Raw genomic sequence first — 26,858 nt, forward strand, 5'->3', positions numbered from 1 at the left:
TTTTAAAACCACAAAGGTTATCCCCATGCCTTCCTCCCCCTTGAGTAACAAAGTGGTGATGCTGTTCGCCATCGCCTGTGGCCTGTCAGTGGCCAATGTCTACTACGCCCAGCCGTTGCTCGACGCCATGGCGCAAACCTTTGCCATGGACCACGCCACTGTCGGCATCATCATCGCCCTCACCCAGGTCGGTTATGGCGTGGGCCTGTTATTGCTGGTGCCGCTCGGGGACTTGCTCAACTGGCGCAAGCTGATCGTCAGCCAACTGCTGCTCTCCACGCTGGCCGTGCTGATGGTGGGATTGTCCTCAAACAGTTTCTGGCTGTTGGCCGGCATGGCACTGACCGGCCTGTTGGCGGTGGTCGCCCAAGTGCTAGTGGCTCTGGCCGCACATCTGGCGTCGCCCGAACAGCGCGGGCAGGTGGTGGGGTTGGTCACCAGCGGTATCGTGGTCGGTTTGCTACTGGCTCGCTCGGTGTCCGGCGTGATGGCCGACCTGGCGGGATGGCGCTCGGTTTACCTGCTGTCAGCGGGCATGACGCTATTGATGGCCGTCTTGCTGTGGCGCGTATTGCCAAGCACCGAACAACCGCGCGCCGCCGGCACTTATGGCGCGTTGATCCGCTCGGTCTTCAGCCTGTTCAAGGAGGAAAAGGTCCTGCGTGACCGCGCTGTGCTGGCGATGTTGATTTTCGCCGCCGGCACCGTCTTGTGGACGCCACTGGTACTGCCCTTGAGCGCCCCGCCGCTGTCGCTTTCCCACACAGAAATCGGCCTGTTCGGACTTGCTGGCGCCGCCGGAGCGCTCGGTGCTGCACGCGCCGGTCGCTTGGCCGACAAAGGCTTTGCCCAGTGGACCAGCGGCACGGCATTGCTGCTGATGCTGCTGTCCTGGGTTGCCATCGGCTTTACCCAATCGTCGCTGTGGGCATTGGTGCTCGGCGTGATTGTGTTCGACTTGGGCCTGCAAGCCGTGCATGTCACCAGCCAAAGCCTGATCTACGCCGTGCGCCCTGATGCCCAGAGTCGATTGGTGGCCGGCTACATGCTGTTTTACTCGGTGGGCAGTGCGCTGGGCTCCATCAGCGCAACCGCACTGTATGCCTGGGGCGGTTGGATCGGTGTGTGTGGCCTCGGCGCCGCCATCAACCTGCTGGCACTGATCTACTGGCTGGCCACACTGCCCGCCAAACCTGTTTCAGTCCTTGCTGCCGGTCATGCTTTGCAGCACGCCGTCGCGGCGGATCAAGCCATGGAACAACGCCGCCGCCAGGTGCAACAGCACTGTCAGGAATAGCAGATAGGCCAGAAACCCGTGTGCCCTGCGCAGCACCGCGAACAACGGCGCGTTCGCCCCCACCAGTGCCGGCAACTGTACCGAACTGCTGAGCATCACCGGGTCGCCCGCCGCCGAAATCATCGCCCAGCCCAGCAGTGGCAATACCAGCATCAACGCATACAACACCAGATGGGACGCCTTGGCCGCCAGCGCTTGCCACAGCGGCAAGTCAGCAGGCAACGGCGGTTGGCGCGTAGAGAAGCGCACGACCAAACGCACGATCACCAAGGCCAGGATCGCGATACCCAACGGCTTGTGCAGGTGGATCAACCACTCATGCCGCTCCGAAACCGAGGCCGCCAGACCCGCGCCGATAAACAGCATAGCGATGACCATCAGCGCCATCAGCCAGTGCAGCAGGCGCGCCAGGGGCGCAAAAAACCGGGGTTGGGCATTCATGGCTTCGACTCCTGAGGGGCGCTGTGCAACGGGCTGACTTCACCAGCACGACGCAGGTACGAGCTGGCGTACGCCGCCGAACGGGCTGCCAGCAACGGGTCATTGGAGGCTTCGATGCCGCTGGGCAGAATCAGTGGATCAAAGTTGATATCGCGGCAATCGCCATCCGCCTGCGGCTGGCTGCTTTGCAGCACCAGGGTGCCGGCGTTGATGACTTTATGCTCGCCGGTCCAGGCCTTGCTTGCATCGTCCACGGGGTCGCCGGGGTTGGCCAGGGTCATGTTCAACTGCCAGCGCAGCGGCCCGCTCGACAGGCGCTGGACCAGGTCCTTTTCCAGGAAATCACCGCCCGCAGGCGCGGTATCGCCCGCCGCATCCTGGCTCTGCGGCACCACGCCCCAACGCACGGCCTGGCGCTTGCCATCGGCCCCTACCAGGAAGAACGCGTTAATGCCGTTGTAGGTTTCGGTCGCATAACTGGCCGAAGGCTTGGCGGTCTTGACCCACGCCAGGAACGGCGCCGTCTCGGGATGAGCAGCAAAAAATGCCGGCATGCTCGCCGGGTCAGGCTTGCCGGTGGCAGGCTGCGGCGCACCGGCCTTGAGCATTTGGTAGAACGCCTCGGGCGTGCCCACCGGGAACACCGGCATGCTGTTCATGCCGGTGCGCCATTGCTGGCCGTTGGCCTGGCTGAACTGCACGGCAAAACTGCGGATCGGCACACTGCTGTCCGGCGCGTAGGGGTTACCGCTCGGCAAGGCGAACCGTCCGATCAACGGCGTCTTGGACTCGCTGAACACCTGGGCGCTGGAGTAGGCGCGGGCTTCTGCACTGCTCTCGAAATACCCGGCCACGCACACGCCCTTGGCGTGGTTACGCCGAAAGCCTGGGTGCACGCCGTTGTTGGTTTCCAGGGCATTGACCAGGGTTTTCGGGCGCAAGCGCTGTGGGTCGAGGGTGCCGTTGACGTAGGCAAAAGCCCCCGCCATAACCGCAACCACGGCACCGATACCTGCCAGGCGCGCGATCAGGCTCGCAGTGCTCAGCGGAGGACGGGGCGGTGATGAGTGATCTACCATGAAGGAACTCCAGGGCCAAAGGCCTTAGGGGGTAAACATAAGGTCGGAGCATTAAGACGAACGCCGATCGGCTCTATTCCCTGGCCTTTGATTTATTTCCCTGGATTGGGAATAACCTTCAACGCCGCACGTCTCTCTAGTCCCAGCGTAGTGACCAGCCAGATTCCCATGCATGAACTCGACGAACAGTTACGTGAACTCATCCCAAGGCTACGGCGCTTTGCCGTGTCCCTGACCCGTAACGCCAGCAGCGCCGACGATCTGGTGCAGTCGACCCTGGAACGGGCGATCATCAGTTGGGCCGACAAACGCGTCGAAGGCGACTTGCGCGCCTGGCTGTTTTCGATCCTCTACCGGCAGTTCCTCGACGCCCACCGCCGCACCCGCCGCTATGCGCGCATGCTGGAGTTCTTCACCGGGCGTGACGATGCACAGCCGTCGGTGGAACGCACGGTGATCGCCCAGTCGACCCTGCAAGCCTTCGATCAACTCAACACCGAGCAGCGTGCGCTGCTGCTGTGGGTTTCGGTCGAAGGCCTGAGCTACAAGGAAATAGCCGACATCCTTGATGTGCCCATCGGCACCGTGATGTCGCGCCTGTCCCGGGCACGCCAAGCCCTGCGTCAACTCAGTGATGGCGAAATTGCCAGCCCTTCCCTGCGGATACTCAAATGATCAGCCTGCCCCCCAGCGAACGCGATTTGCATGCCTACGTCGATCACCAACTGCTGGAGAGTGATCGCCGCGTGCTTGAAACCTACTTGGCGGCCCACCCGGACGTCGCCGCCCAGGTCCACGCCTGGCAACACGACGCGCAGTTACTGCGCGCTGCGCTGGGCGGTGCCCTGCAACAGCCGGCCAACCCGGACCTGGACCCGGCACTGATCCGCCAGCGCATCAAGCGCCAATCACGACGCCACTTGGCTACGGCCGCCGTGCTGCTGATCGCCGTCAGCCTCGGGGGAGTCGGTGGCTGGCACGTCCGTGAGGCCACCCAGCCTGCCCAACTGCCCATGGCCGATGCGATGCAGGCGTTCCGCCTGTTTGCCCAGGACGGCATCATGCCCGCCGACTATAAGGTGCAGGGCGGCGGCACGATGCAAGCCTGGCTCGACCGCTATTTCAACCAAGCGCATCGCCTGCCCGACTTGAGCGCCTCAGGATTCACGCCGGTCAGCGGGCGCCTGCTCACCACCGAACAAGGCGCCGCCGCCATGGTGCTGTATGAAGACCCGCAAGGCCGGCGCATCAGTTTCTACATCCGCCCACCGGGACCGGAAAACGGTTTCCTGCCAAGGGGCAGCCGCAGTGCCGATGGCTTACAGGCGCAATACTGGTCGGGTGCTGGCTACAACTATGCGGTGGTCAGTCCGGTGGATCAGCCTGGCCCGCCGCAGCTGAAGTTCTAGAAACCGACGTCGAGCACCACGTTGTCCACGTAGGTGCCGCCGGGAGGCGTGGTCTGGTCGGTGTAGATCCGGGCGTTGTAGTTGAACACCTGGCTGCCGGTGCCCAGACCATTGCCGGGGTTGATCTCGGCTGTACTGCTGGCCCGACGAGCTGAACCGACACTGCCCCACCGGGTCGTGCCGGCGCTTTTGAAGATGTCATAGGCCAGGTAGTTGCTGCCCGAGATCATTCGCCGCCGACCGCCCACGCTGGCGGCGTTTTGGCCGTCGCTCAAGCCTACGGTGTAGGCACTGCCCTTGGTGCAGGCGATATTGATGGTCTGCCCGGTTACGGCGGTAAATCCGCTGATGACCGGGGCGCTGCCAAAGCTGATATTCGGCGCGGTGATCTGGCAGTCGTTGGTGACCGTCATGCTCACTGTCAGGCTCGCCACCGGCGGGTTGGAACTCTTGTCGCGCGCCAGGCACGCATTGCCCAGGCTCAGGAGTGAGCAGTAATCCCAACTCCAGACAATGTTCAAGGTCTCCGTATAGACCCCCGCCGCCACGTTGCTGCCGGTAATACTGCCGACATATAACGGCAGGGTTTTGGCACCGGGCCCGGCGACCAAGCCAAAGGACGAGGCAATGCCATTGGTACCAAAATCGAAAGCCACCCCGCGATTGATAGGGAAACTGGCGCTGTTATTGCCATAGATCGTGTAACCGATCACGTCTCCGGTCGGTCCCACCATACCTGACGTGGCAGAGGTAATAGTGGCAACGAAGTGGTCGCTGCCCGGCACCAGCGCGATCAGGGTCGGTGTGCAGCGCAGCCCGGCATTGGCAGTGGAACTGCCTTGCACCGTCGTGTTCACCGCCATTGAGCTGACGGAGCCAAAACTGACCGGCGCGGTCGCCACCACCGAGCAAGCGGCCGACGCACTACCGCAGAGCAGCAAACTGCCTATCAACGCAATGCGGCGCCCTCTCATTGGCACACCAACGGCCCAATCAACGGCACGCCCTGTTGTTGCTCGTCCATCTCGAACCGCGCCTGGCACGTACGCCCTTCACCCAACGTGACCTGCAACGTGTTATGGGCCGAGAGGTTTTCCAGGTACACCAGGCCATCCCAGCCCACCACCGCCTGCTGGCCGCTTTGCTCATGCACCACCAGGCTGCCCAGGGGCAACTCCTGATGCTGGGTGTCCACCAGCGTGACACTGGCCGCGAGCACTCGACGCAATGGAAACTCCAGCAAGTAGCCGCTGCCACGGCGCACCGACACACGCTGCTCCACATTCGGGCTCTGCACGTTGAGCGGGAGGTTCAGCGGATCGATTTCATATTTGCCGCGGTAATACGCACTGCTCCAGGGCACCAGCAAGTGGCCGTTGCGATCGGTCTCGCCGACCAACTGGTTTTCATAGCGCACCGGAATCCCAGCGAAACCCTGGGTACTCACCACCACAAAGGCGTCGTTGATACGGTTGGCGGCAAACATATCGCCGCCCATCCACACCAGCGAGCCACTGGCATCCGCCCAGCGCGTCTCGGCGTCGCTGCTGCCATATACGCCGGCCTGCAACTGCACCGACTGCAAGCGCCAGGTCAGGTCGGCCTGCCGGTAGGTCGGGCCATCGCCCTGGGCATAACCGAGGTTGTAGCCCACCCCACCTTCGCTCGGCACCGCACGGCTGTAATTGAGGCGCTGGCGGCTGGCGCCATCTTTGCTGCGCTCGGTACTCACGGCCAGGCTGCCGTTGAGGTCGAACGGGATAACCAGCTGCGCCTGCATCGCCCAGTTGCTGTCACCGATCTCACGGTTGGCCGACAGGTAGAAACTGGTGTTGTGCCACAGCGGCTTGCTCCAACTCAGGTTGAGCAAGCGCGTGCGCGAATCGTCCGCTGCCTGCACGTCGAAGTAACCTACGCCCAGACTGCCGAAACGCTCAAGGTTGAGGCTCAAGGTCACCTGCTCACTGCGCTTGCTGAGACTGGCGTAAGGGGTGTCGACCAGGGTCAGGTCGGCGTACTCATCGCGCCGCTCGACCCGCTGGTACGACAGGCTGTAGCGCGTGCTGTTGTATGAATACCCCAGGCTCAGTTGCTGGCCGCTGCGCCCTTCGAACTGGCTTTGGCTGACGGCGGTGTTGAGCACGCCGAAGTTGCCCAGCCGCAAGTTGCCACCCAGGCCGCCGAGGGTCAGGTCACTGGACGCCTCGGCATGGCTTTCCAGGGTCAGGTTGTCGGAATAACCATAACGAAAGGTGCCGCTGGCGACGCCAGGCCCGTAGGCAAAATCTTTCAAGGTGTATTCCCGGCGCAAGGAACCGGCGGCCACCGAGAAATCCGTCAGGCCTTTTTGCAGCAGCGAACTCGTCACATAAAACGGCACCGTGGTTGACACCTGGCGACCCAACGCGTCGGTGGTCACCACCACTGCCTCACCCGCACCATTGATAAACGGCACGTTGGTCAGGGTGTAAGGCCCTGGTTGCAGCAGTGCACTGTCGGATTTGTAGCCGTTGATAAACAGGTCCACCGAGGACGGCACGGCAGCTTCACCGGCAAATTGCGGCAAGGGGTAGGTCACCAGGTCCGGGCGCACGGCGAAGTCCCGTGAAAACTGCACACCGCCCAGGCGTACCGAGCTGCTCCAGGGCAAAGCACCGCTGATCACGTCACCGGCCTCGTAGGTCAGTAGCCGCTCATCATCGGAGAAACGCCAGGTTGTGTCATAACGCCGGTAGCCATTGTTGAAGGTACTGCTGCTGACACCCTCGGCCAGGGTCTGGCGATACTGGCCGGTATTGGACAAGGTACCCCAGTTGTCGAACAGTCGCACTTCGTTCCAGGCGGCGAGGTAGCTGCCGCCTTCGTCAGTGTCGTTGAAGTACAGGTCATAGTTGAGCAAGGCGCCGAAACTGCTCATCGCCTGGGTACGGGGATAGGTGTTGCGGTTGCCGATGAATTGCTCCTTCAACCACGCCGGCGGCACATCCAGCAGCAGCCGCTGGCCGTTGCTGTCGTAATCACTGTGCAGGCCGGGGATCCGGTCCAGCGCCACGCTGCCGCTCAGTTCACCGGGCAGCGTCATGCCCACATCCTGCAACGCACTGGCGGGCACATAGAGCTGACCGGCGCGTTGATCGACCGCGATGACGCGGCCGGTGTCCATCTGATTGACCACCAGCTCCAGAAACAACTGTGCATCGGCGACAGCCTCCATACTGCTCGGCGGCGGTGGCAGGTCGCCAGCCACGCCCTGGGGCGCAACCATTGCGGCCCATAGCCCGCTTACCACTGCTACCGACGGCCATAGACGACGAGCCCGACCACGACTCACACATGGCGTTGTGTCCTTCAATGGACATCTCCATCCGCTTAAATCCCGGCGCTTCCCGCCCCGCTACACCCGGCTACCGCTTTGGCGCGAGGTTCTCCAGCTGTTGCGCACCGTTGATCCTGACCTGCAGGGGCTGGTCTGCCGACAGCCCATCCGGCACCGGCCAGCGCATGGTTGCGCCTGGCAAGACATAGCCGAGCAGGCCGTCCACCAAGGGCCGTGTCTGCCCGCCCTGCTTGAATGAAGCATCGGTGAGGCGCGCATGCACGGCGCCCTGGTTGCGTACTTCGAGATAGTTGCGCCCCGCCACCGTCACTTTCTGCCAACTCAAGTCCGGCTTGCCGGCGCCCTTGGGATCACGTTGGCGTGTGCTGTCCTCTTTGCTCCACAGCCCCGCGCCATAGGCGAACAGCGGCACCGAATAACGCATCTGAAAGCGAATGGCTGCTGCGGTGTTCTTGCCCTCAGGCGGCGTGGGCACCTGCAACGGCGAAGGGATTTCATCGATGATGATGCGGTAGGCCAACTCTTGCCCCGGTGGCACTTCACGGGTGCGGGTCAGGCGTACCAGTTGTTTTTGCCCCGGCTCGATGCGTGCCACGGGCGGGCTGCCGATCACATCGCGCTGGTTCTGGTATTGCTCGTCGTAGCCGCTCTGGCTCCACGCAAATACACGAATCTGCAGGCTCGCGGTTTCGCTCCCACGGTTTTCCAACCACAGTGCGCTGGCCTGTTGATCAGCCTCCAGCACCGGGTCAATGGGCCAGATCAACACCGAGCTGGCCGCCTGCACAAACCCCGCCGTGCACGCGGCACTCAAGGCAATACCCGCGGCCCACAACCGCCGGGAAGGTGAACGCATAACCCCACTCCTTATACCGATAGCCTTACCACGTCAGCTGCACCTGCAGCGTGTCGCTGTATGTCCCCCCAGGCTGATTGCCCGGCAATTGCACCCGCCCGTAAATGGGCAGGTTGATGTTATTGGCATCGCTGTAGGCCACGTTGACGCTCTGGCCGATCCCCAGGCTTTGGCTGAACGCCGCGTCCCGAAACAGCTGGTAAGCCACCCGCGCGCTGCCGCTGTTGAGCTGCAAATTGCGCCCGGTGCTGCTGTGCAGGCCGCCGTCGACGCTCATGCTCAGCGTCACCCCCGGCGTGCATTGCAAGGTGACGCCCCCGGTCAGCGCCGCCGTGACTGTGCTGGTGGCCAGGGCCGAATAACTGCCGTAGGTCAGCGCGCCGTAATTGGAGCCCCCGCCCACAATCAGGCAACCCGGTGTGATGGTCGCGCTCACCTGAAAGCTCTGGCTGGTCACCGCCGACAACGGCAGCGGCACCGCCAGCGCACAGGCCAGCAACGCTCTGAGCCACATCGCTAGAACGTCAGTTCCACAGCCACGGTGTCGGTGTAGGTGCCGGCTGGCAGCCCCGCCTTGCCCACCGCCCGACCGTAGAGGTTGACGGTCTGCGCCACGCCGGTACTGGTGGCGAGGGTGATCACGCCGTCAATCGCGAGCAGCGCGGAGTGGCCGCTGTCGGTGTAGAAGTCGTAGGGCACGAAGTTGCCCGCACCGTCGGCCAATGCACGGCTGCCACCGGGAGAGGCACCGTCATGCGCACCCGCGCGCACCTTGACCGCTGGCGTGGTGCCGCTCGAACACAGGATCGACAGCGCCCCGCCGGTGCCGGTGCCGCCAAGCAATTGGGCATCGGCGTTGGTGAACAGGCTGTTGGTGGTGCCGAAGTTCAAGCTACCGAAGTTCAGCCCGGTCGCCGCCCCGGAACCGTTGACCTGGCAACTCGCGATCAATATCAGGCTGGAGGTGATCTGCCCGGTGACCGTGGTTGCCGCATTGAGGTTGGAGGCCATCGCCAGCCCCAGCGCGCAAGCGCCTAATCGCGAAACAAGTACATGCATGGTGTTCATCCTCTTGAGTTACCAGTCCAGTGTCACCGTCAACGTGTCGGTGTAGATCCCTGCCGGTAAGGCACTGGTATTTGCCACCACGGAGCCAAACACCGGGATCGGTATCTGGGTGCCCTTGGCCACGACAAAATTGCGTTGCTGGCCGATGCTGTAGGTGCTGCGGCCCTGTGGATCGGCGGACAGCCGATACGGAATCATCTGACGCCCATTGCTCAGGCGCCGCGTGGTGCCATCGCCGTTGGTGCCGCCGTCGATGGTCACGGTAAAGCTCGAGACGGACGGGTTGCACGACACCGCCAACGGCGCTTTTTCGCCATCGGTGACGCCTGCGCCCAGCGTGTTGTTCCAGGTCGGGCCCTGGCTGCCGAAGTCGAGCATCGCCGTACCGCCCGTGGGGTTGACCGGCGCGCTCTCGACGCCTTTGCTCACTTCGCAACTGGCGGTGATCACCAGCCGCGCCTGGATAAACCCGGTCGCGACAGCCGCCTGCGCGTCATCCGCCAGCACCAGCAGGCCGCCCATGGCCACAACGGCCAGATAGCGGCTCACCATGTGACCGTGACCTTGAGCAGGTCGGTGTAGCGGCCGACGGCGGGGATGTCCTTGAGCGGCTCGATGCGGCCATACAGCGGCAGGTCAACGAAGCCTGCGTCCGGCACGCGACCACTGATCGGCACATCCACCGGCAACGGCACGCGCCGCGCGGCGTCGGCATAAATACGATAGGGAATGGGTTTTATCGAAGGGGTGGCGCTGAGGTAACGCACTTCACCGGTGCCGCCGTGCAGGCCGCCATCTACGCGCACCTGATACGGCGTGTCGGGGTTGCACTCCAGGCGCGGCTGGCGCTGGCTGATCAGTGCCGCACTCAGGGGCCCGGCCGGGTCATCCAGACGCGCGCCGCTGCCGAAATCCAATACGCCAAGTTGCTCGATGCCAGCGCTGCGGGTGGTGCCCACCAGCTGGCAGCCCCGCTGCACGTCGATACGCACCTCCACCTGGAGTTGTGCACCTGAAGCCGTGCTGCAGAGCATCGCGCCCATGACTGCCAATACTGCTCGTCCCTTCACTGCCCCAAATCCTTGTACAGGGGTGACTGCTGTGTAGGAGGTTAGTCACTCAGCGAGAAACTGCCAGTCTGGGCAGGTTTACAACCGTGACATGCCTTTTCGAGATGGCATGCAGCGCCCTTCTCTATTGGTCAAAACGCAGCCGTCGCCCTAAAGTGGGCGACCACCGAAACACAGAGTGATTTGCATTGGCCGCGTTTTCCCTGATCCGTCGCCTGCTCGGTAAGAAAACCGACGCCCTCGACGCCTCGCCCATCCCTGCGTTCTTCCAGCAAAAAGCCGAGCAACAGGGGTATACCCTCAGCGCCGGGCAAACCCGAGCCATCGCTGCCCTGGCCCGAGAAACCCGCCTCCTGCTCGCCGGCCAGCCCACCCGGAGCCTGTACCTGCACGGGCCGGTGGGACGCGGCAAAAGCTGGTTGCTGGACGGGTTCTTCCAGGCGTTACCAATGGCCGAGAAGCAGCGCGTGCACTTCCATGATTTTTTCGCCCAACTGCATCGCGGCATGTTCACGCATCGTGAGCAGAACGATGCGCTGGCCGTGACCCTCGATGAACTGCTGACGGATTGCCGAGTGCTGTGTTTTGACGAGTTTCACGTCCACGACATCGGCGACGCCATGCTGATCACGCGGCTGTTCAAAGCCTTGTTCCAACGCGGCGTGCTGGTGCTGGTAACGTCCAACTATGCGCCACAGGGGCTTCTGCCCAACCCGCTGTACCACGAGCGCTTCAAACCGGTGATCGACCTGATCGATGCACGCATGGAGGTGCTGGAAGTCAGTTCGCCCCAGGATTTTCGCAGCCTGCCCCAGGCCCAGAGCGCACAACGCTTCACCAGCGGTCAGTACGTTTGGCCAGGCAAGGCGAGCCAGCGCGAAGCCTTGGGTCTTCCCGCTGCCGACTGCCCGCCGCAGCCCCTGGCCGTCGGCAACCGGACCTTGATCTGCCGCCGCCACGCAGGCCGCTCCATCGCGTTCACCTTCAGCGATCTTTGCGAGCAATTGACCGCAGTCATGGACTACCTGCTGCTGTGCCAGGACTACGATCACTGGATGATCGACGGCCTGCCGCAACTGGCGGACTGCCCGATCGCCGTGCAGCAACGCTTTATCAACCTGGTGGATGTGCTCTACGACCGCGACAAGCACCTGATATTGATCGGCGAGCAGCCCCTCACGATTGCCCTGGGCGGCCAGGCTATCGACCTCGCCCGCACTGCCAGCCGTCTGGGACAATTGCAACAGGCTGACCCGCAACCCGCGCACGAACCGGTATCATGAGCGTCATTTACGCCTTCTAGCCGAGTGACCGCGCCGTTCATGCATACCCTCGCCCAACTCAAGGCCGGCCAATTGGCCGGTATCACCCGCCTGGATCTGTCCTGCGGGCTGACTGAATTCCCTCGGGAAATCTTCGAACTGGCCGACTCCCTGGAGATCCTCAACCTCAGCGGTAACGCCCTGAGCCAACTGCCCGACGACTTGCACCGCCTGCCCCACCTGCGCGTGCTGTTCTGCTCGGACAACCGGTTCACCGAGTTGCCGGCAAGCCTTGGCCAATGCGCCAAGCTGAGCATGATCGGCTTCAAGGCCAACCAGATCAGCTACGTGCCCCCCGCCGCGTTGCCGCCGTTGTTGCGCTGGTTGATCCTGACCGACAACCATATCAGCGAACTTCCCGAAGAACTGGGCAAGCGACCGCTCCTGCAAAAACTGATGCTGGCCGGCAACCAACTGGCGCACCTGCCGGCAAGTCTGGCCAACTGCCACAATCTTGAATTGCTGCGCATCGCCTCCAACCGCTTCACCCAATTGCCGGATTGGCTGCTGGCACTGCCGAGCCTGACCTGGCTGGCCTATGCCGGTAACCCCGTGGAAATGGCCGTGGACGTAACGACCGATGACGCCACGCCGAATATTCCCTGGTCCGAACTGGAACTGGCCGAAGTCCTCGGCGAAGGCGCTTCCGGCGTTATCCGCAAAGCCCTGTGGAAACCGTCAGGCCAGCCCGTTGCGGTCAAACTCTATAAAGGCAGCATCACCAGCGACGGCTCGCCGCTGCATGAAATGCAGGCCTGCATCGCCGCCGGGCTGCACCCCAACCTGATCAGGGTAGAGGGCCGCGTGGTCGGCCACCCGGATGAACAGGCCGCACTGGTCATGGACCTGATCGACCCGAGCTACCGCAACCTCGCGGCCCTGCCGAGCCTGGCGTCGTGCACCCGCGACATCTATGAACCGGCTACGCGCTTCAGCCTGGAAGTGGCACTGCGCATAGCGCGAGGTATCGCGTCGGTTGCCGCGCACTTGCACCGGCACGGCATCACCCATGGCGACCTGTATGGCCACAACATTCTGTGGAATGCAGCCGGCGACTGTTTGCTGGGGGATTTTGGCGCGGCGTCGTTCCATGCCACGGCGGATAGCGTGCAAACCAGGGCGTTGCAGCGGATTGAAGTGCGGGCGTTTGGGATTTTGCTGGGGGAGTTGTTGGAGCGGGTTGAGGATCAGGTAAGTGATGGGCTGGTCGCGCTGCAAATACGCTGCTGTCAGCCCGATGTGTTGGCGCGGCCGGGGTTCGACGAAATAACGCAGACCCTGTAGGAGCCCGGCGGGCCGGACTCCCGAGAGGTTTTTTTAGCCCGCCAACCCGACAAACATATCCTGCACGTCATCATGGTTGTCCAAGCCTTCGAGGAAGGCTTCAACCTCGGCCATCTGCTCATCGCTCAAACCGCTCACCGGGTTTTTCGAGAGGTAGCCCAGCTTGGCCGACAGCACGGTGAAACCCTGCTCCGGCAAGGCTTTTTGTACGGCATCGAGGTCGGTGGTCTCGGTGATGAACAGGGTAGTGCCTTCTTCTTCACCCTCTTCGAAATCCTGGGCACCGGCTTCGATGGCGGCTATTTCCGGATCGGCGTCCGGGCTGTCCGGCGAGGCTTCGATCAGGCCGACGTGGTTGAAGTCCCAGGCCACGGAGCCGGAAGCGCCCAGTTGGCCCTTGCGGAAGGCCACGCGGATTTCCGCCACGGTGCGGTTGATGTTGTCGGTCACGCACTCGACGATCAGCGGCACCTGGTGCGGCGCGAAGCCTTCATAGGTGACGCGGTGGTATTGCACGGTTTCGCCGAGCAGACCGGCGCCTTTCTTGATGGCGCGGTCCAGGGTTTCCTTGGGCATCGAGGCCTTTTTGGCCTGTTCCACCACCAGACGCAGGTGGGCGTTGGTGGAGGTGTCGGCGCCGTTGCGGGCGGCGATGGTGATTTCTTTCACCAGCTTGCCGAAGATCTTGCCCTTGGCATTGGCTGCCGCTTCTTTATGTTTGACTTTCCACTGTGCGCCCATGACTCACTCTCTTTTGTCCATCGCGCCCAAACGTCTACTGGCCGGCGCTTTGGGGGCAGAGTTTATAGCGCAAAAACGCAACGTTCCACCAAAAAACCGTCAGGGCGCCAACTCGAAAAACGCCTGAATCAGGCGCAACGACCGACGTCGCTCCATGCAGCCGAGCATGTGCCGGTTCACCAGCCCATCGCCCTGGACCGGCACCGCACGCACGCGCGGGTCCGGACTGACCTCCATGGACGACACCACGCCTACGCCCAACTCAGCGGCGACGGCTTCGGTCACCGCTTCACGGCTGTCCAACTCCAGTAGCACCTTAGGCTGTACGCCGGTTGCGGCACAGGCGTCATCGAACGTACGCCGGGTGATGGAACTGGGCTCGCGCAGCACCATGATCACCTCATTGAGCTGCTCCAGGCGGATCCCCTTGGGCAGCGCCGCCCACGGGTGACTGGCCGGCACCAGCGCGCAAATCCGTGATTCACTCAGAGGCTGCAGGTGCAGGCCATTGCGTGGTTCCACCTCGGTAAGCACCGCCACATCCGCATGCTCGGACAACAGCGCCGCCAAGGTTTCCTGGGCATTGCCCAAGCGCAGGTTCACGGTGATGCCGGGGTAGCGCGCGCGCAAGCTGGCGATCATCGGCATGACCAGATGCGGGCCATCCGCTGCAACTTCGAGACGCCCGGTGAGCAATTGGCGATTGGCCTCCAGCATCGTTTGCGCTTCGTCCACCAGGCCGAAGATGGCCCGGGTGATCGCCGCCAACCGCGCGCCCTCCTCCGTCAACTCCACGCGCCTGGCGGTGCGGCGCAGCAACGGAATCTGGTAGTGCTCTTCCAGCGCCTTGATATGCCCGGTCACCGCCGGCTGGCTGATGAACAGCCGCGCCGCCGCACGGGTAAAACTGCCCTCGCGGGCCACGGCATCGAACGCACGCAATTGAAACAGGTTCATAGCTATCGGCCTCACTGATAGCTCGCATAACAACAAACAATTTGATTGATGACAAGCCAAACTGCAATTTAGGCGCCGTAGATTCATCCGATGCTTCGCGAGGACTTGTAATGACGACGCCCATCCTGCTCACGCCCGGCCCGCTGACCACCTCCGCCCGCACCCGCCAGGCCATGATGGTGGATTGGGGCTCCTGGGACGACCGCTTCAACCAGCTCACCGCCAGCGTCTGCGAGCAGTTGCTGGCAATCATCGACGGCGCGGCCAGCCACTACTGCGTACCGTTGCAAGGCAGCGGCACCTTCGCCGTTGAAGCCGCCGTCGGCACCCTGGTGCCGCGCAACGGTAAGGTGCTGGTGCTGATCAACGGCGCCTACGGCAAACGCCTGGCGAAAATCTGCGAAGTGCTCGGCCGCGAGTTCAGCACCTTTGAAACCGCCGAAGACCAACCCACCACCGCTGCCGATGTGGACCGCCTGCTGCAAGCCGACCCGACCATCACACACGTCGCGCTGATCCATTGCGAGACCAGCACCGGCATCCTCAATCCGCTGGCCGAGATCGCCCAGGTCGTGAAGCACCACGGCAAGCGCCTGATCATCGACGCCATGAGTTCATTCGGCGCGCTGCCCATCGATGCCCGCGAAGTACCGTTCGATGCGCTGATCGCCGCGTCAGGCAAGTGCCTGGAAGGTGTACCGGGGATGGGTTTTGTCTTCACCGATAAACAGGCACTGGCTGCGGCCCAAGGCAATTGCCACTCCCTGGCGATGGACCTGTTCGACCAGCACGCCTACATGGCCAAGACCGGCCAATGGCGCTTCACCCCGCCAACCCACGTGGTGGCGGCCCTGCACGCAGCGCTGCTGCAATACGCCGAGGAAGGCGGCTTGCCCGCCCGCCATCAACGCTATGCACGCAACTGCCAGGCACTGCTCGACGGCATGGCCGAACTGGGCCTGCGCAGCTTCCTGCCGGCGCAAATCCAGGCGCCGATCATCGTCACCTTCCACGCCCCGCACGACCCGCGCTACCAGTTCAAGGACTTCTACGAACGGGTCAAGGCCAAGGGTTTCATCCTGTATCCGGGCAAGTTGACCCAGGTGGACACCTTCCGCGTGGGCTGCATCGGGCATGTGGATGCAGCCGACATGCACGCCGCCGTCACCGCCATCGCCGACGTACTGCACGCCATGGGCATCACCCTTTCTTCTTCCGGAGCACACGCATGAACTATCAGAACCCCAACACCCTGCAAGCGGTGATCCTCGACTGGGCCGGCACCGTGGTCGATTTCGGCTCTTTCGCTCCCACGCAGATCTTCGTCGAGGCCTTTGCCGAGTTCGACGTGCAAGTCTCCATCGAAGAAGCCCGTGGCCCGATGGGCATGGGCAAGTGGGACCACATCCGCACCCTTTGCGACCAACCGCAGGTTGCCGAACGCTACCGCAAGGCGTTCGGCCGCATGCCAACCGATGACGACGTTACCGCCATCTACCAGCGCTTCATGCCGTTGCAGATCGAGAAGATCGCCGAACACTCGGCGCTGATCCCCGGCGCCCTCGACACCATTGCCCGGCTGCGTGTGCAAGGCATCAAGATCGGTTCCTGCTCCGGCTACCCCAAGCAAGTCATGGATAAAGTCGTCGCCCTGGCCGCCACCAACGGCTACATCGCCGACCACGTGGTTGCCACCGATGAAGTGCCCAACGGTCGCCCCTGGCCGGCCCAGGCCCTGGCCAACGTGATCGCGCTGGGTATCGATGATGTGGCGGCGTGCGTGAAGGTCGACGACACCGTGCCAGGCATCCTCGAAGGCCGTCGCGCCGGCATGTGGACCGTGGCCCTGACCTGCTCCGGCAATGCGCTGGGCCTGAGCTACGAACAGTTCCGCAGTTTGGACGCCGCGACCCTGGCCAGCGAGCGCCAACGCATCGAGGCAATGTTCGAAGGCTCGCGCCCGCACTACCTGATCGACACCCTCAATGACCTGCCTGCGGTCATCAGCGACATCAACGCACGGCTGGCCCGTGGGGAAATGCCGCAGAGCCACTGACCGAGGTCAAAACCACGGCATTTACGCCAGGCAAACCGCTCAAAACCGGCATACAGTTAAAGGACTCCATCACCAAAGAATGGACGTTTGCCCTGATGAGTGAGGAAACCAGCGATGCCGTGGAAAAACTCCGATACACGTTACAGCACCATGTCGATCGCGTTGCACTGGTTGATGGTGGTGCTGCTGGCGGTGGTCTACGCCTGCATTGAACTACGCGGCCAGTTTCCCAAAGGCAGCGGTGCGCGGACGTTGATCGTCGAGATGCACTTTATGTTCGGCCTCACGGTGTTTGTGCTGGTGTGGTTGCGGTTGTTCGCACGCAGCCTTGGCGTGGCGCCGAAGATCGTACCGGCACCGCCGCAATGGCAGAGCCTGTTGGCGACCCTGATGCACGTCGCGCTCTACGCATTGATGATCGGCATGCCGATTGCCGGTTGGCTGATCGTCAGTGCCGAGGGGCATTCGGTGATGTTCTACGGGATGGAATTGCCGCCGTTGATTGGTGAGAACAAGGCACTGGCCAAGGAGATCGAAGGCTGGCATGTGTGGTTCGGCAAGGTCGGTTATTGGCTGATCGGGCTGCATGCGCTGGCGGGGATTGCCCACCACTACATCCTGCGGGACAACACGGCGTTACGCATGATGCCAGGCAAGCGCGCTAACCCATGAAGCCCCGGTTGCCCTGAAGGCCGCCGGTGTGGACGAAGATCAGGCGAGTGCCGGGGGTGAAGCGCCCGGCCTCGATCTGTTGCTTCAATGCGAGTAAGGCCTTGCCGGTGTAGAGCGGCTCCAAGGGCAAGCCGCAGGCTTGTTGCGTGGCGTCGATGAAGTCGAGCAGTACCGGGTCGACGTTGGCGAAGCCACCTCGGCTGGCGTCCAGCAGCTCATAGCCGCCCTGCACAAGGGCGTCGACGTTCTGTGCCACGCCGTGGTCATCCGGCACCGCCATGGCGCCATACACCGGGTGCGCGCCCGCTTCCGCCAGCACCAAACCGGCCAAGGTCGTCCCCGTACCCGCCGCCAACCACCACGCGTCGTAATCCGCCCAGCCCAGCGTGGGTAACTGCGCGCGAGCCTGCTCGACCAGCACACCACAGCCTATGGCACCGGCAAGCCCGCCACCGCCTTCGGGCACGGGATGGAGATCGGGATATTGCTCGCGCCAAGGTTGCCAAAAGCCCGGCTCATGCCGCGCACGATAGCCGCCATACCCCAGCCAATGCAGCTGCATGCCGAAGGCTTCCAGGTCTTGGATTGTGGGAGTGTCTTGAGGATGCCCGCGCAGCAGGCCAACCGTGGGGAAACCAAAGCGTTTGCCCGCCGCCGCCAGCGCATGCAAATGGTTGGAGTAGGCACCGCCCAGGCTGATGATGCCGCGAGCGTTTTGCGCCTGCGCCAAGTGCCCAGTGAGCTTGAACCACTTGTTGCCGCTGATCAGCGGGTCGATGCGGTCCAGGCGCAACACGGCCAGCTCGACACCTCCCAGCCAATCCAGGCGCAAAGGTTCAAGCGGTGCGTGGGGCAGCCAATCGAAGGGACCCATTGGGAGGGACCTGCATGAAAAACGGGGCGGTAGTCTAACACCGCCCCGCTTCGGGTCTTACAGCTCGGCGGCGAGGCGCGAGCCCTGGTTGATGGCGCGCTTGGCGTCCAGCTCGGCCGCCACGTCGGCGCCGCCGATCAGGTGCACGTTCTGGCCGGCCGCGACCAGGCCGTCCTGCAATTCGCGCAGCGGGTCCTGGCCGGCGCAGATGACGATGTTGTCCACCGCCAGCACCTGGGGTTCGCCTTCGGCGCCAATGCGGATGTGCAGGCCTTCATCATCGATCTTCAGGTACTCGACACTGTTGAGCATCTGTACCTGTTTGTTCTTCAAGCCGGTGCGGTGGATCCAACCGGTGGTCTTGCCCAGGCCGTCGCCGACCTTGGAGGCCTTGCGCTGCAGCAGGAACACTTCACGCGCCGGGGCATGCACCTGGGCCTTGATCCCGGCCACGCCGCCTCGCGCTTGCAGCTGGGTGTCGATGCCCCATTCCTTCCAGAACGCTTCGCGGTCCAGGCTGGTGGACACGCCCTGGTGCACGAGGAATTCCGAGACGTCGAACCCGATACCGCCGGCACCGATCACCGCGACGCGCTTGCCCACGGGTTTGCGCTCCAGGATCACATCCAGGTAGCTCAGCACCGTGGCATTCTCAATGCCAGGAATCGCCGGGGTACGCGGTGCAATGCCGGTGGCGAGGATGATTTCGTCGTAACCGCCTGCCGTGAGTTGCGCCACATCCACACGGGTGTCGAGGCACAGTTCGACGTGGGTGGTCTGCAATTTGCGCTTGAAGTAGCGCAGGGTTTCGAAGAACTCTTCCTTGCCCGGCACACGCTTGGCGATGTTGAACTGGCCGCCGATTTCACTGGCGGAATCGAACAGGGTCACCTGATGCCCGCGCTCTGCCGCCACCGTGGCAGCCGCCAGGCCCGCAGGACCGGCACCCACCACGGCGATCTTCTTGATCTGTTTGACCGGCAGGTAATTGAGTTCAGTCTCGTAGCACGCCCGAGGGTTGACCAGGCAGGTGGTCAACTTGCCGCCGAAGGTATGGTCCAGACAGGCCTGGTTGCAACCGATGCAGGTGTTGATCTCATCGGCACGCCCGGCGGCAGCCTTGTTGACGAAGTCCGGGTCGGCCAGGAATGGCCGCGCCATGGAGACCATGTCGGCGTCGCCTTCGGCAAGGATTTGCTCGGCGATTTCCGGGGTGTTGATACGGTTGGTGGTGATCAGCGGAATCTGCACCGCACCGCGCAGCTTGGCGGTGACTTTGCTGAATGCGCCACGGGGCACCTTGGTCGCGATGGTCGGAATGCGTGCTTCGTGCCAGCCGATCCCGGTGTTGATGATGGTCGCGCCGGCACCTTCGATGGCCTTGGCCAGTTGCACGATTTCTTCCCAGGTGCTGCCGCCTTCCACCAGGTCGAGCATCGACAGGCGGAAGATAATGATGAAGTTCGGGCCCACGGCCTCACGCACACGGCGCACGATGTCCACGGCCAGGCGCATGCGGTTTTCGTAGCTGCCACCCCAACGGTCGGTGCGGTGGTTGGTGTGGGCCGCGAGGAATTGGTTAATGAAATAACCTTCGGAACCCATGATTTCCACGCCGTCATACTCAGCCACCTGGGCCAGCAGCGAGCAGGTGACGAAATCCCGGATCTGCTTTTCGATGCCCTCTTCGTCCAGCTCCTTGGGCTTGAACGGGTTGATCGGCGCCTGGATCGCGCTCGGTGCTACCTGCTTGGGGCTGTAGGCATACCGGCCGGCGTGGAGGATCTGCATGCAGATCTTGCCGCCTGCTTCGTGCACGGCCTGGGTCACGATCTTGTGTTTCTGCGCTTCTTCGTCGGTGGTCAGCTTGGCTGCGCCCGCGTAAACACCGCCCTCATCATTCGGGCCGATACCGCCGGTGACCATCAAGCCCACGCCGCCACGGGCGCGCTCGGCAAAGTAGGCCGCCATGCGCTCGAAACCGCCGGGTTTTTCTTCCAGGCCGGTGTGCATCGACCCCATCAGGGTGCGGTTGCGCAAGGTGGTAAAACCCAGGTCCAACGGGGCCAGCAGGTGCGGGTAGGCAGCAGCGGTCATGGTCAAGCTCCACAACGGATCATCACGGGACGTGGCAGGCTCGAATGGCCTGCCATCGGTTTATGTCCCACAGACTAAGAGGCAGTGGACGACGGCTCAATGACTGAAACTGACAAGTTATTGATCCAAATGCACAGCGCCCCTTGGCAAGCCCGCTCATGGGCCCTACCCTAGTCGCGAACCCTACACACGGTCTGTTGTCTGTTGCCCCATGCGTAAACTTCTCGCTTTTACCGTCACCATGGCCCTGGTTGCCGCCGTCGCCGCGTATCTGGTCTGGACCCAGGAGCGCCCCGTGGCGCATTACCTGTCGGACCTGCGCATCACCCTCGCCGTCAACGAAGGCCTGCCGGCCGACCGAGGCAACCTGCTGGGCATCCAGCCGGAGCTGTTCCCCGCCGATTACCAGAGCCTGGAACGGCTGCACTTGAAGCTCGCGGCCTACCTGCAAAAAGCCCGCGACCAGGGGCTGATCAACGACAAGACCATCGTGGTGCTGCCTGAACACATCGGCACCTGGCTGATGCTCACCGGCGAAAAGAACGAGGTGTACCAAGCCCTCCACGCCAAGGATGCGATGAACTGGCTGTCGGTGAGTAACCCGCTGCTGTTCGCCCGCGCCTGGATCAGCGCCACCGGCGACAACCGCACCGACGACGCCTACCTGCGCATGAAAGCCGACGGCATGGCGCGGGACTATCAAGTGCTGTTCGGTGGCCTGGCCAAGGAGTTCGGGGTCACCTTGGTGGCCGGCTCCATCACCCTGCCCAACCCGAGTGTCAGCCAGGGCCAACTGCGCGTCGGCCATGGCGCCTTGTACAACGCCAGCGTGGTGTTTGCCGCCGATGGCTTGCCGATCGGCGATCCGCAGCGCCAGCTTTACCCGATCTATGACGAGCGCGGCTTTATCGAGCCGGGTGATGAAAACGTCGTCAGCGTGGTCGATACCCCGGCTGGCCGCTTGGGTGTACTGGTGGGCAGCGACAGCTGGTACCCGGACAACTACCGCAAACTCAACGAACAAGGCGCCCAGCTGATTGCAGTGCCGGCCTTTGTGCTGGGCCGGGATACCTGGGACCGCCCTTGGCGCGGCTTCAAAAGCGTGTCCACGCCGACCGAAATCAGCCTCAAGCCCGAAGAACTCAGTGAGGGCGAAGCGTGGCGTCGCTTGACCCTGATCAGCCAGCCCCCGGTCAGCCAGGCCAGCGCCGGCATGAGTGTGTTCCTGCGGGGCCAGTTCTGGGACCTGGGCACGGCCGGGCACAGTTTTCTCAGCAGCAACGGGCAAGTCAACGCCGATGGGGAAGCCCGTGGCGCGCGCCTGTTGAATATCTGGCTGTGAAGCCCGTACGGCTGGGAGATTTGTCGGTGGGCTTCGTGCACACCCTGGCGGATGCCATTCACAGCCACGGCCTGGACCCGCAACCGCTACTGCTGCAATACGGCCTCGACCCGGCACGCCTCGCTGAAGCGGGTGCCCGCCTGTCGATCCCGCGCTATATGCGCCTGGGCCATGCCGCCATCCAACTGACCGGCGACGCGGGCCTGGGCCTGCGCATGGGCCAGCTCAGCCGTTTGAGCCAGGCCGGGCTGGCGGGCGTCACTGCCGCGCAAGCGCCTAACGTACGTGAGGCGGCGCGCGCATTGACTCGCTTTGAAGCGCTGTACGGCTCCAATTATCGCGGGCAGTCGAGCTTTGCCGAAGATGCCGAAGGCGCCTGGTTGCGGTTCTATTCCATCAGCCCCTACAACGCCTACAACCGCTTTGTGGTGGACTCGATCATCGCCGGCTGGCTGCATCAACTGTCGAGCCTGGCCCAGCAACCGGTGCAGGCGCAGCGCATCGACATCGAGTTCGAGGCACCGGAATACAGCGATCAGTACAGCGTGCTGGGAGACATCCACTTCGGTGCCGAGGCCAACCAACTGCGCCTCAACCAGCAGACGTTGGCCCTGCGCAACCCACAGCATTGCCCCAGCACCTGGAACCTGTTGTTACAACTTTGTGAGAGAGAGTTGGAGCAATTGACCCGCACCCGCAGCCTGCGCGAGCGCATTACCCGCTTGCTCGGGCCCATGCTCAATGGCGGCCGGGAACCCGACCTGGAAGAAGTGGCGGCACGCTTGAAGCTGCCCACCTGGACGCTGCGCCGCAAACTGGCCGACGAAGGCACTCAGTTCCGCGCGATTCTCAATGACACCCGCCGCGACCTGGCCATGACCTACATCCGCGATACGGAACTGGCGTTCGGCGAGATCGCCTACTTGCTCGGTTTTGCCTCGGCCCAGGCGTTTCAACGGGCCTTCAGGCGATGGAACAACCAGACCCCAGGGGAATTTCGCCGCAGTCAGCGGCATTCCGCCTGAAGTCGGTATTACAGCTCTGTAGCGTCGTCAGCCGGTTCCAGCGGGTCCAACTCAATCGCGTGGTACTCCAGCAGTTCTTCCTGGTAATCGTCCATGGTGGACTCCTTCTTGAGTTAAGAGTGGCTGCAGGTAAATGACCTGCATCACCAGCCTAAAGTGCCGTCATGACGAAAAAATGTCGGCGTCATGACGTTCCTGCACTCAAGTATCAAACGTAGCAGCGTTGTGCGGATTTAGCCTCACCGAATTACTGCGCGGGTGTCGGCAGCGGTGGAATCGCTTCCGTCGGCGGTGGCAGGTCCGGGTTGCTGGTGGCGGGTGCAGGCTCGGCCTGCGGCGCAATCGGCGCAGCCTCGACGGGTGGTGCTACCGGCTGTGAAACAGCGGGCTCTTCCTTCGCAGGCTCGACCTTCTCGGCGGCGGGTGCGGCTTTAGGTTCCGGCACGCCGAGCTCAGCCTTGGGCTTCTCGGGAATGTTCTCGGCCTTCTTCACCTCTTGCGGCAGGAACACGTCCACCAGCGCGAAGTAACGCTCGTAGAACTTCGGCGCCGACACCGTCTCGCTGGCCACCTTCACCATGGAGTCATCGGTGGAGCCGATCGGCATCGACACCGAACCCAGCACGCCCACCCCCAGGCTCGCGGAGTTGTTGACCTTCTTCAGCGCATAGCGATCCTGCAGGGCGTTGGCGAACATCGTCGAATGCTGGGTGCCTTTGCCATCATCGGCACACACCACGTTGAAGCTGATCTGCAGATGGGTCTCGCCGGTCTGCTGGAAGCTCTTGTTGCCCACCACCAGTTTCGGATCGCTGCTGGTGATGATGTAGCCCTGGCTCAGCAAGGCACGTCGCGCGGCTTCGCACGCTGCGACGTCAGTGACCGGGTAATCCCGGGAAAACGTACCGGAGTCGTCGAAATTCTCATGTTCATAAATGGCGGTCTTGGGTGACGAGCAGCCCGCGGCGCCCGCCAGCACCAGCGCCAGCCCGAGGCTACGCAAGTGAAATGATGTCGACATTGAAAATCCTGAGGAAAACGGTCCGGGCGGTATTGTGCAACAGAACGCTGCCTTGGCGCGCGCATTCCTGTCGGTAAAACGTCACAGCCTTACACGACGCCGCCCGTAGGAAACAGCCCAGCACACATATGATCAATAAACACGCGCAGTTTGGCCGAGGCATGGCGACTTGATGGCCATAACATCCAGAAACTACCCCGGTGCTCCAGATAATCATCCAGCACCCGCTGCAGACGTCCTTCGTTCACCGCCTGATTGACCATGTAGTCCGGCAGACAGGCGATACCCAGGCCTTCGTGCACCACGTGGTTGAGGGATTCAATCGTGGTGCTTACCAGCGGGGCGCGCAAAACGGGATCCGAGGTGCCGGGGACAAGTCGCAGCGGCCAGTGCTCCAGTTTGCCGGTCGCGCAAAACTTGTGGCGCAGGCAGGCATGCCCGCTCAACTGCTGCGGCTGCTGCGGTGTGCCGTGCTGGCGAAAATACCCTGGTGTTCCCACCAGCACCAACTGGTAATGCCCCAGGAGACGGGCCATCAGCCGAGAGTCTTCTGGCTTGCCGGTGCGAATCACCGCGTCGAACCCTTCCTCGATCACATCCACCATGCGGTCGGAAAAATCCACATCCAACTCAATCTCAGGATAGGCGCGCATGAAGTCGCTGATCACCGGCATCAACAGGCCACGCACTTGCGGCACGCTGATGCGCAACTTGCCGCGCGGCGTGGCACTGGCTTCGGTCAGCTCCCGCTCGGCGGCCTCGACCTCAGCCAGGATGCGCCGCGAGCGCTCAAGGAACAGCGCACCTTCGCCGGTCAAGGTGATGCTGCGGGTGCTGCGGTGAAACAACCGCACGCCCAGGCGCTCTTCCATCCGCGCAATGCTTTTGCCGATGGCTGAAGACGATACGCCCAGCACACGCCCGGCAGCGGTGAAGCTGCGGGTCTCCGCCACCTGCACGAAGACGGAAAGGCTGCCCAGGCTGTCCATGAAAAAGTCCTCGATGATTGCGGACGTTGAAGTCCGATAAGTTCGGAACCTTAGCCTGTTTTTCCGCCGACCACAGCCCCCTACCCTGCCTGCTTGCCCTTTTGCATGGATAGAGCACGATGACCTCCCTTACCGATTCCCCCGTGAACGTCCAGCGGGAAACGCTGCCATTGGGTGGCCTGCTGGCCTTGGCCAGCGCCGGTTTCATAACCATCCTCACCGAAGCCATGCCCGCCGGTCTCTTGCCACAAATGGGCGAAGGCTTGGACGTGTCACCCGCACTGGTGGGCCAATTGGTCACGCTGTACGCCCTCGGGTCACTGCTGGCGGCCATCCCCCTGACGCTGTTGACCCGAGGCTGGCGACGCCGCCCTCTGCTGCTTATCGCCATTGCCGGCTTTGCTTTGGTCAACAGCGTGACCGCCCTTTCCAGCCACTACGGGCTGACCCTCGTCGCACGCTTCTTCGCCGGCGTGTTTGCCGGGCTGCTGTGGGCACTTCTGGCGGGTTATGCCAGCCGGATGGTGGCACCTCATCTGCAAGGTCGAGCGATTGCGGTGGCCATGCTTGGGGCACCGTTGGCGCTGTCACTGGGCGTGCCCGCCGGCACCTTTCTGGGGGCCGCGGTCGGCTGGCGCCTGAGCTTTGCGATCATGACAGGGCTGACATTGGTGCTCTTGGTATGGGCGCGTTGGCAACTGCCGGATTTTGCTGGCGAACCGGCTGGAAAACGCCTGGGCCTGCACCAAGTGCTGGCCTTGCCGGGGATTCGTCCGGTGCTGTGGGTGACCTTGACCTACGTATTGGCCCACAATGTTCTGTACACCTATATCGCGCCGATGTTGGTGCCAGCCGGCATTGCTGCGGATATCGACCGAGTGCTGTTGGTGTTCGGCCTCGCCGCTTTGTTGAGCATCTGGCTGGCCGGCGTGCTGATTGATCGATGGCTGCGCGCACTGCTGCTGATCAGTTGCGCACTGTTTGGCGTGATTGCCTTGGCACTGGCCTTCTGGATGAACGTGCCCGCTGTCATCTATCTCGCCGTCGCGTTGTGGGGCCTGGCGTTCGGCGGGCTGCCTGCCTTGCTGCAAACAGCGCTAGCCAAATCAGCAGGTGAGTCGGCGGACGCCGCCCAGTCGATGCTGGTGACCGTGTGGAACCTCGGGATAGCAGGTGGTGGGCTGGCGGGCGGCGTGTTGCTTCAGGGCTGGGGCGTCACCGCATTTCCGTGGGCAATTGTGCTACTGATGCTACTGGCACTGATCGGGGCCTCACAGGTCGCGTCCCAACAACTGGCCCGGCCATCCTTCCAGCTCGAACGTTGAGAGACGCTGATACCCGCACGCCTCATAAAACCGCACAAGCTCCCCCGTGCCACCGGCATAGCAGTCCACTCGCAGGCGCCTCGCTCCAGCAGCACGGGCTTGGTCGTCAGCGAAGGCCAGCAGCCGTCGACCCAGCCCACGGGCACGCACGTCACGCGCGGCGATCAGCAATCGCACATAGACTTCCGGCTCGCAGGCTGCCGGCACGTAAGGCATCGGCTCGCCCAGCACCAGTGCCGCCAGGATAAGCCCGTCTGGCGCCTCGACTACCCAAGCACCCGGCAACACGCAAGCCTGCGTGACTTGCTCGACTCGCCGTGGCAGTGCCGACCAGGGCTCAGTGCCCCATTGAGCGGTATTGCCCCTACTCACGAACCAGGCGATCACACCATCAAACACCTGCAACACTGCCGGGACATCCGCTGCACTCGCGCGACGGATCACCCACGCCTCTATTCCTCGAATGGACACGCTTGAAACTCCCTGGCTGGCGTTAACGAGCGACGAGTCTAGCGTGTCTAGTCCTGAAATAGGTTTACACCTGTTTCAGTCTCAAAACGCCCGATGCACCGCATTGGGCGTTTTGTATTTCAGGG

27 protein-coding genes are annotated in these 26,858 nt (G+C 62.9%); 11 read left to right on the forward strand and 16 right to left on the reverse strand.

What is annotated here, in order from left to right:
• Positions 1-25: 25 nt before the first annotated feature.
• Positions 26-1,297: an MFS transporter gene (locus HX812_RS03450; RefSeq protein ID WP_038844086.1), complete on the forward strand. Its 1,272-nt coding sequence runs from the start codon at positions 26-28 to the stop codon at positions 1,295-1,297.
• Here HX812_RS03450 and HX812_RS03455 read toward each other — a convergent pair.
• Complete coding sequence (locus tag HX812_RS03455; RefSeq protein ID WP_038844085.1) at positions 1,199-1,738, reverse strand: cytochrome b; 540 nt, start codon at positions 1,736-1,738, stop codon at positions 1,199-1,201. The two genes, HX812_RS03450 and HX812_RS03455, sit on opposite strands and share 99 nt — an antisense overlap.
• The gene (locus tag HX812_RS03460) at positions 1,735-2,817 is read right to left on the reverse strand and encodes a catalase family peroxidase (RefSeq protein ID WP_038844084.1); all 1,083 of its coding nucleotides are present in this window, start codon (positions 2,815-2,817) and stop codon (positions 1,735-1,737) included. The genes HX812_RS03455 and HX812_RS03460 overlap by 4 nt, the downstream gene beginning before the upstream one ends.
• A 168-nt stretch (positions 2,818-2,985) precedes the next feature.
• On the opposite strand from HX812_RS03460, the gene HX812_RS03465 reads away from it, so the two are divergent.
• Positions 2,986-3,492, forward strand: coding sequence for a sigma-70 family RNA polymerase sigma factor (locus HX812_RS03465; RefSeq protein WP_038844083.1), 507 nt, complete (start codon positions 2,986-2,988; stop codon positions 3,490-3,492).
• Entirely contained in the window at positions 3,489-4,226 is a 738-nt protein-coding gene (locus HX812_RS03470) for an anti-sigma factor (protein WP_038844081.1), read from the forward strand. The genes HX812_RS03465 and HX812_RS03470 overlap by 4 nt, the downstream gene beginning before the upstream one ends.
• On the opposite strand, the gene HX812_RS03475 is transcribed toward HX812_RS03470, so the two are convergent.
• The 7 genes from HX812_RS03475 to HX812_RS03505 all read right to left on the reverse strand — a co-directional run bounded on the left by HX812_RS03475 (position 4,223) and on the right by HX812_RS03505 (position 10,521).
• Positions 4,223-5,200 (reverse strand): spore coat U domain-containing protein, encoded by a 978-nt coding sequence (locus tag HX812_RS03475; RefSeq protein ID WP_038844079.1) that lies wholly within the window; start codon positions 5,198-5,200, stop codon positions 4,223-4,225. The genes HX812_RS03470 and HX812_RS03475 overlap by 4 nt on opposite strands.
• Positions 5,197-7,491 carry a fimbria/pilus outer membrane usher protein gene (locus tag HX812_RS03480; protein WP_152514698.1) on the reverse strand — a complete coding sequence of 765 codons (2,295 nt, stop codon included), beginning with the start codon at positions 7,489-7,491 and terminating at the stop codon, positions 5,197-5,199. Before HX812_RS03480 ends, HX812_RS03475 begins: the two co-directional genes overlap by 4 nt.
• A 139-nt stretch (positions 7,492-7,630) precedes the next feature.
• The gene (locus tag HX812_RS03485; RefSeq protein WP_038844075.1) at positions 7,631-8,419 is read right to left on the reverse strand and encodes a molecular chaperone; all 789 of its coding nucleotides are present in this window, start codon (positions 8,417-8,419) and stop codon (positions 7,631-7,633) included.
• Between the two features lie 25 nt (positions 8,420-8,444).
• The gene (locus HX812_RS03490; RefSeq protein WP_038844073.1) at positions 8,445-8,933 is read right to left on the reverse strand and encodes a spore coat U domain-containing protein; all 489 of its coding nucleotides are present in this window, start codon (positions 8,931-8,933) and stop codon (positions 8,445-8,447) included.
• Between the two features lie 2 nt (positions 8,934-8,935).
• The gene (locus HX812_RS03495; protein WP_025999725.1) at positions 8,936-9,478 is read right to left on the reverse strand and encodes a spore coat protein U domain-containing protein; all 543 of its coding nucleotides are present in this window, start codon (positions 9,476-9,478) and stop codon (positions 8,936-8,938) included.
• Positions 9,479-9,496: 18 nt separating this feature from the next.
• Positions 9,497-10,039, reverse strand: coding sequence for a spore coat protein U domain-containing protein (locus HX812_RS03500; RefSeq protein WP_038844070.1), 543 nt, complete (start codon positions 10,037-10,039; stop codon positions 9,497-9,499).
• Entirely contained in the window at positions 10,033-10,521 is a 489-nt protein-coding gene (locus tag HX812_RS03505) for a spore coat U domain-containing protein (protein WP_177128219.1), read from the reverse strand. The genes HX812_RS03500 and HX812_RS03505 overlap by 7 nt, the downstream gene beginning before the upstream one ends.
• Before the next feature lie 224 nt (positions 10,522-10,745).
• Here HX812_RS03505 and zapE point away from each other — a divergent pair, with 224 nt between their 5' ends.
• Both zapE and HX812_RS03515 read left to right on the forward strand, forming a co-directional pair.
• Positions 10,746-11,840, forward strand: a complete 1,095-nt coding sequence (zapE, locus tag HX812_RS03510) for a cell division protein ZapE (protein WP_038844066.1) — start codon at positions 10,746-10,748, stop codon at positions 11,838-11,840.
• Between the two features lie 39 nt (positions 11,841-11,879).
• A complete protein-coding gene (locus HX812_RS03515) occupies positions 11,880-13,163 on the forward strand; it encodes a protein kinase (RefSeq protein ID WP_038844112.1) in 1,284 nt (427 codons plus the stop codon).
• 33 nt (positions 13,164-13,196) lie between these two features.
• Here HX812_RS03515 and HX812_RS03520 read toward each other — a convergent pair whose 3' ends face one another.
• Together HX812_RS03520 and HX812_RS03525 are read right to left on the reverse strand one after the other, a co-directional pair.
• Positions 13,197-13,904, reverse strand: a complete 708-nt coding sequence (locus tag HX812_RS03520) for a YebC/PmpR family DNA-binding transcriptional regulator (protein ID WP_038844064.1) — start codon at positions 13,902-13,904, stop codon at positions 13,197-13,199.
• Positions 13,905-14,003: 99 nt separating this feature from the next.
• Entirely contained in the window at positions 14,004-14,861 is an 858-nt protein-coding gene (locus tag HX812_RS03525; RefSeq protein ID WP_038844063.1) for a LysR substrate-binding domain-containing protein, read from the reverse strand.
• A gap of 110 nt (positions 14,862-14,971) precedes the next feature.
• Between HX812_RS03525 and HX812_RS03530 the strand changes: the two genes are divergently transcribed.
• The 3 genes from HX812_RS03530 (at position 14,972) to HX812_RS03540 (ending at position 17,589) form a co-directional block, all read left to right on the forward strand.
• Entirely contained in the window at positions 14,972-16,093 is a 1,122-nt protein-coding gene (locus tag HX812_RS03530; protein ID WP_038844061.1) for a 2-aminoethylphosphonate--pyruvate transaminase, read from the forward strand.
• Complete coding sequence (phnX, locus tag HX812_RS03535; RefSeq protein WP_038844059.1) at positions 16,090-16,917, forward strand: phosphonoacetaldehyde hydrolase; 828 nt, start codon at positions 16,090-16,092, stop codon at positions 16,915-16,917. Before HX812_RS03530 ends, phnX begins: the two co-directional genes overlap by 4 nt.
• Positions 16,918-17,031: 114 nt before the next feature.
• Entirely contained in the window at positions 17,032-17,589 is a 558-nt protein-coding gene (locus HX812_RS03540) for a cytochrome b (RefSeq protein ID WP_016976132.1), read from the forward strand.
• Here HX812_RS03540 and HX812_RS03545 read toward each other — a convergent pair.
• Together HX812_RS03545 and HX812_RS03550 are read right to left on the reverse strand one after the other, a co-directional pair.
• Positions 17,579-18,463, reverse strand: coding sequence for a 1-aminocyclopropane-1-carboxylate deaminase/D-cysteine desulfhydrase (locus HX812_RS03545; RefSeq protein WP_038844057.1), 885 nt, complete (start codon positions 18,461-18,463; stop codon positions 17,579-17,581). The genes HX812_RS03540 and HX812_RS03545 overlap by 11 nt on opposite strands.
• Positions 18,464-18,520: 57 nt before the next feature.
• Positions 18,521-20,560, reverse strand: a complete 2,040-nt coding sequence (locus HX812_RS03550; RefSeq protein WP_038844056.1) for an NADPH-dependent 2,4-dienoyl-CoA reductase — start codon at positions 20,558-20,560, stop codon at positions 18,521-18,523.
• Positions 20,561-20,771: 211 nt separating this feature from the next.
• Between HX812_RS03550 and HX812_RS03555 the strand changes: the two genes are divergently transcribed.
• Together HX812_RS03555 and HX812_RS03560 are read left to right on the forward strand one after the other, a co-directional pair.
• Positions 20,772-21,902: a carbon-nitrogen hydrolase family protein gene (locus HX812_RS03555; protein ID WP_038844055.1), complete on the forward strand. Its 1,131-nt coding sequence runs from the start codon at positions 20,772-20,774 to the stop codon at positions 21,900-21,902.
• A complete protein-coding gene (locus tag HX812_RS03560; protein ID WP_033903258.1) occupies positions 21,899-22,927 on the forward strand; it encodes an AraC family transcriptional regulator in 1,029 nt (342 codons plus the stop codon). The genes HX812_RS03555 and HX812_RS03560 overlap by 4 nt, the downstream gene beginning before the upstream one ends.
• 247 nt (positions 22,928-23,174) lie before the next feature.
• On the opposite strand, the gene HX812_RS03565 is transcribed toward HX812_RS03560, so the two are convergent.
• Together HX812_RS03565 and HX812_RS03570 are read right to left on the reverse strand one after the other, a co-directional pair.
• Positions 23,175-23,948: a DUF2242 domain-containing protein gene (locus HX812_RS03565; RefSeq protein WP_038844054.1), complete on the reverse strand. Its 774-nt coding sequence runs from the start codon at positions 23,946-23,948 to the stop codon at positions 23,175-23,177.
• 89 nt (positions 23,949-24,037) lie between these two features.
• Positions 24,038-24,937 carry a LysR substrate-binding domain-containing protein gene (locus HX812_RS03570; RefSeq protein ID WP_038844052.1) on the reverse strand — a complete coding sequence of 300 codons (900 nt, stop codon included), beginning with the start codon at positions 24,935-24,937 and terminating at the stop codon, positions 24,038-24,040.
• Positions 24,938-25,056: 119 nt separating this feature from the next.
• Between HX812_RS03570 and HX812_RS03575 the strand changes: the two genes are divergently transcribed.
• Positions 25,057-26,262 (forward strand): MFS transporter, encoded by a 1,206-nt coding sequence (locus HX812_RS03575; protein ID WP_038844050.1) that lies wholly within the window; start codon positions 25,057-25,059, stop codon positions 26,260-26,262.
• On the opposite strand, the gene HX812_RS03580 is transcribed toward HX812_RS03575, so the two are convergent.
• On the reverse strand, positions 26,209-26,733 hold the full coding sequence (locus HX812_RS03580; protein ID WP_080642365.1) for a GNAT family N-acetyltransferase: 525 nt from the start codon (positions 26,731-26,733) through the stop codon (positions 26,209-26,211). The genes HX812_RS03575 and HX812_RS03580 overlap by 54 nt on opposite strands.
• Positions 26,734-26,858 lie beyond the last annotated feature (125 nt).

Source organism: Pseudomonas sp. IPO3749 (assembly GCF_013386605.1).
Taxonomy (GTDB): Bacteria; Pseudomonadota; Gammaproteobacteria; order Pseudomonadales; family Pseudomonadaceae; genus Aquipseudomonas; species Aquipseudomonas azotoformans_A.

Excerpts from the sequence above, each read along its gene's own strand:
- HX812_RS03450 (WP_038844086.1), top strand. The coding sequence starts at position 26 with ATGCCTTCCTCCCCCTTGAGTAACAAAGTGGTGATGCTGTTCGCCATC.
- HX812_RS03455 (WP_038844085.1), bottom strand. The coding sequence starts at position 1,738 with ATGAATGCCCAACCCCGGTTTTTTGCGCCCCTGGCGCGCCTGCTGCAC.
- HX812_RS03460 (WP_038844084.1), bottom strand. The coding sequence starts at position 2,817 with ATGGTAGATCACTCATCACCGCCCCGTCCTCCGCTGAGCACTGCGAGC.
- HX812_RS03465 (WP_038844083.1), top strand. The coding sequence starts at position 2,986 with ATGCATGAACTCGACGAACAGTTACGTGAACTCATCCCAAGGCTACGG.
- HX812_RS03470 (WP_038844081.1), top strand. The coding sequence starts at position 3,489 with ATGATCAGCCTGCCCCCCAGCGAACGCGATTTGCATGCCTACGTCGAT.
- HX812_RS03475 (WP_038844079.1), bottom strand. The coding sequence starts at position 5,200 with ATGAGAGGGCGCCGCATTGCGTTGATAGGCAGTTTGCTGCTCTGCGGT.
- HX812_RS03480 (WP_152514698.1), bottom strand. The coding sequence starts at position 7,491 with ATGGTTGCGCCCCAGGGCGTGGCTGGCGACCTGCCACCGCCGCCGAGC.
- HX812_RS03485 (WP_038844075.1), bottom strand. The coding sequence starts at position 8,419 with ATGCGTTCACCTTCCCGGCGGTTGTGGGCCGCGGGTATTGCCTTGAGT.
- HX812_RS03490 (WP_038844073.1), bottom strand. The coding sequence starts at position 8,933 with ATGTGGCTCAGAGCGTTGCTGGCCTGTGCGCTGGCGGTGCCGCTGCCG.
- HX812_RS03495 (WP_025999725.1), bottom strand. The coding sequence starts at position 9,478 with ATGCATGTACTTGTTTCGCGATTAGGCGCTTGCGCGCTGGGGCTGGCG.
- HX812_RS03500 (WP_038844070.1), bottom strand. The coding sequence starts at position 10,039 with ATGGTGAGCCGCTATCTGGCCGTTGTGGCCATGGGCGGCCTGCTGGTG.
- HX812_RS03505 (WP_177128219.1), bottom strand. The coding sequence starts at position 10,521 with ATGCTCTGCAGCACGGCTTCAGGTGCACAACTCCAGGTGGAGGTGCGT.
- HX812_RS03515 (WP_038844112.1), top strand. The coding sequence starts at position 11,880 with ATGCATACCCTCGCCCAACTCAAGGCCGGCCAATTGGCCGGTATCACC.
- HX812_RS03520 (WP_038844064.1), bottom strand. The coding sequence starts at position 13,904 with ATGGGCGCACAGTGGAAAGTCAAACATAAAGAAGCGGCAGCCAATGCC.
- HX812_RS03525 (WP_038844063.1), bottom strand. The coding sequence starts at position 14,861 with ATGAACCTGTTTCAATTGCGTGCGTTCGATGCCGTGGCCCGCGAGGGC.
- HX812_RS03530 (WP_038844061.1), top strand. The coding sequence starts at position 14,972 with ATGACGACGCCCATCCTGCTCACGCCCGGCCCGCTGACCACCTCCGCC.
- phnX (WP_038844059.1), top strand. The coding sequence starts at position 16,090 with ATGAACTATCAGAACCCCAACACCCTGCAAGCGGTGATCCTCGACTGG.
- HX812_RS03540 (WP_016976132.1), top strand. The coding sequence starts at position 17,032 with ATGCCGTGGAAAAACTCCGATACACGTTACAGCACCATGTCGATCGCG.
- HX812_RS03545 (WP_038844057.1), bottom strand. The coding sequence starts at position 18,463 with ATGGGTCCCTTCGATTGGCTGCCCCACGCACCGCTTGAACCTTTGCGC.
- HX812_RS03550 (WP_038844056.1), bottom strand. The coding sequence starts at position 20,560 with ATGACCGCTGCTGCCTACCCGCACCTGCTGGCCCCGTTGGACCTGGGT.
- HX812_RS03555 (WP_038844055.1), top strand. The coding sequence starts at position 20,772 with ATGCGTAAACTTCTCGCTTTTACCGTCACCATGGCCCTGGTTGCCGCC.
- HX812_RS03565 (WP_038844054.1), bottom strand. The coding sequence starts at position 23,948 with ATGTCGACATCATTTCACTTGCGTAGCCTCGGGCTGGCGCTGGTGCTG.
- HX812_RS03570 (WP_038844052.1), bottom strand. The coding sequence starts at position 24,937 with ATGGACAGCCTGGGCAGCCTTTCCGTCTTCGTGCAGGTGGCGGAGACC.
- HX812_RS03575 (WP_038844050.1), top strand. The coding sequence starts at position 25,057 with ATGACCTCCCTTACCGATTCCCCCGTGAACGTCCAGCGGGAAACGCTG.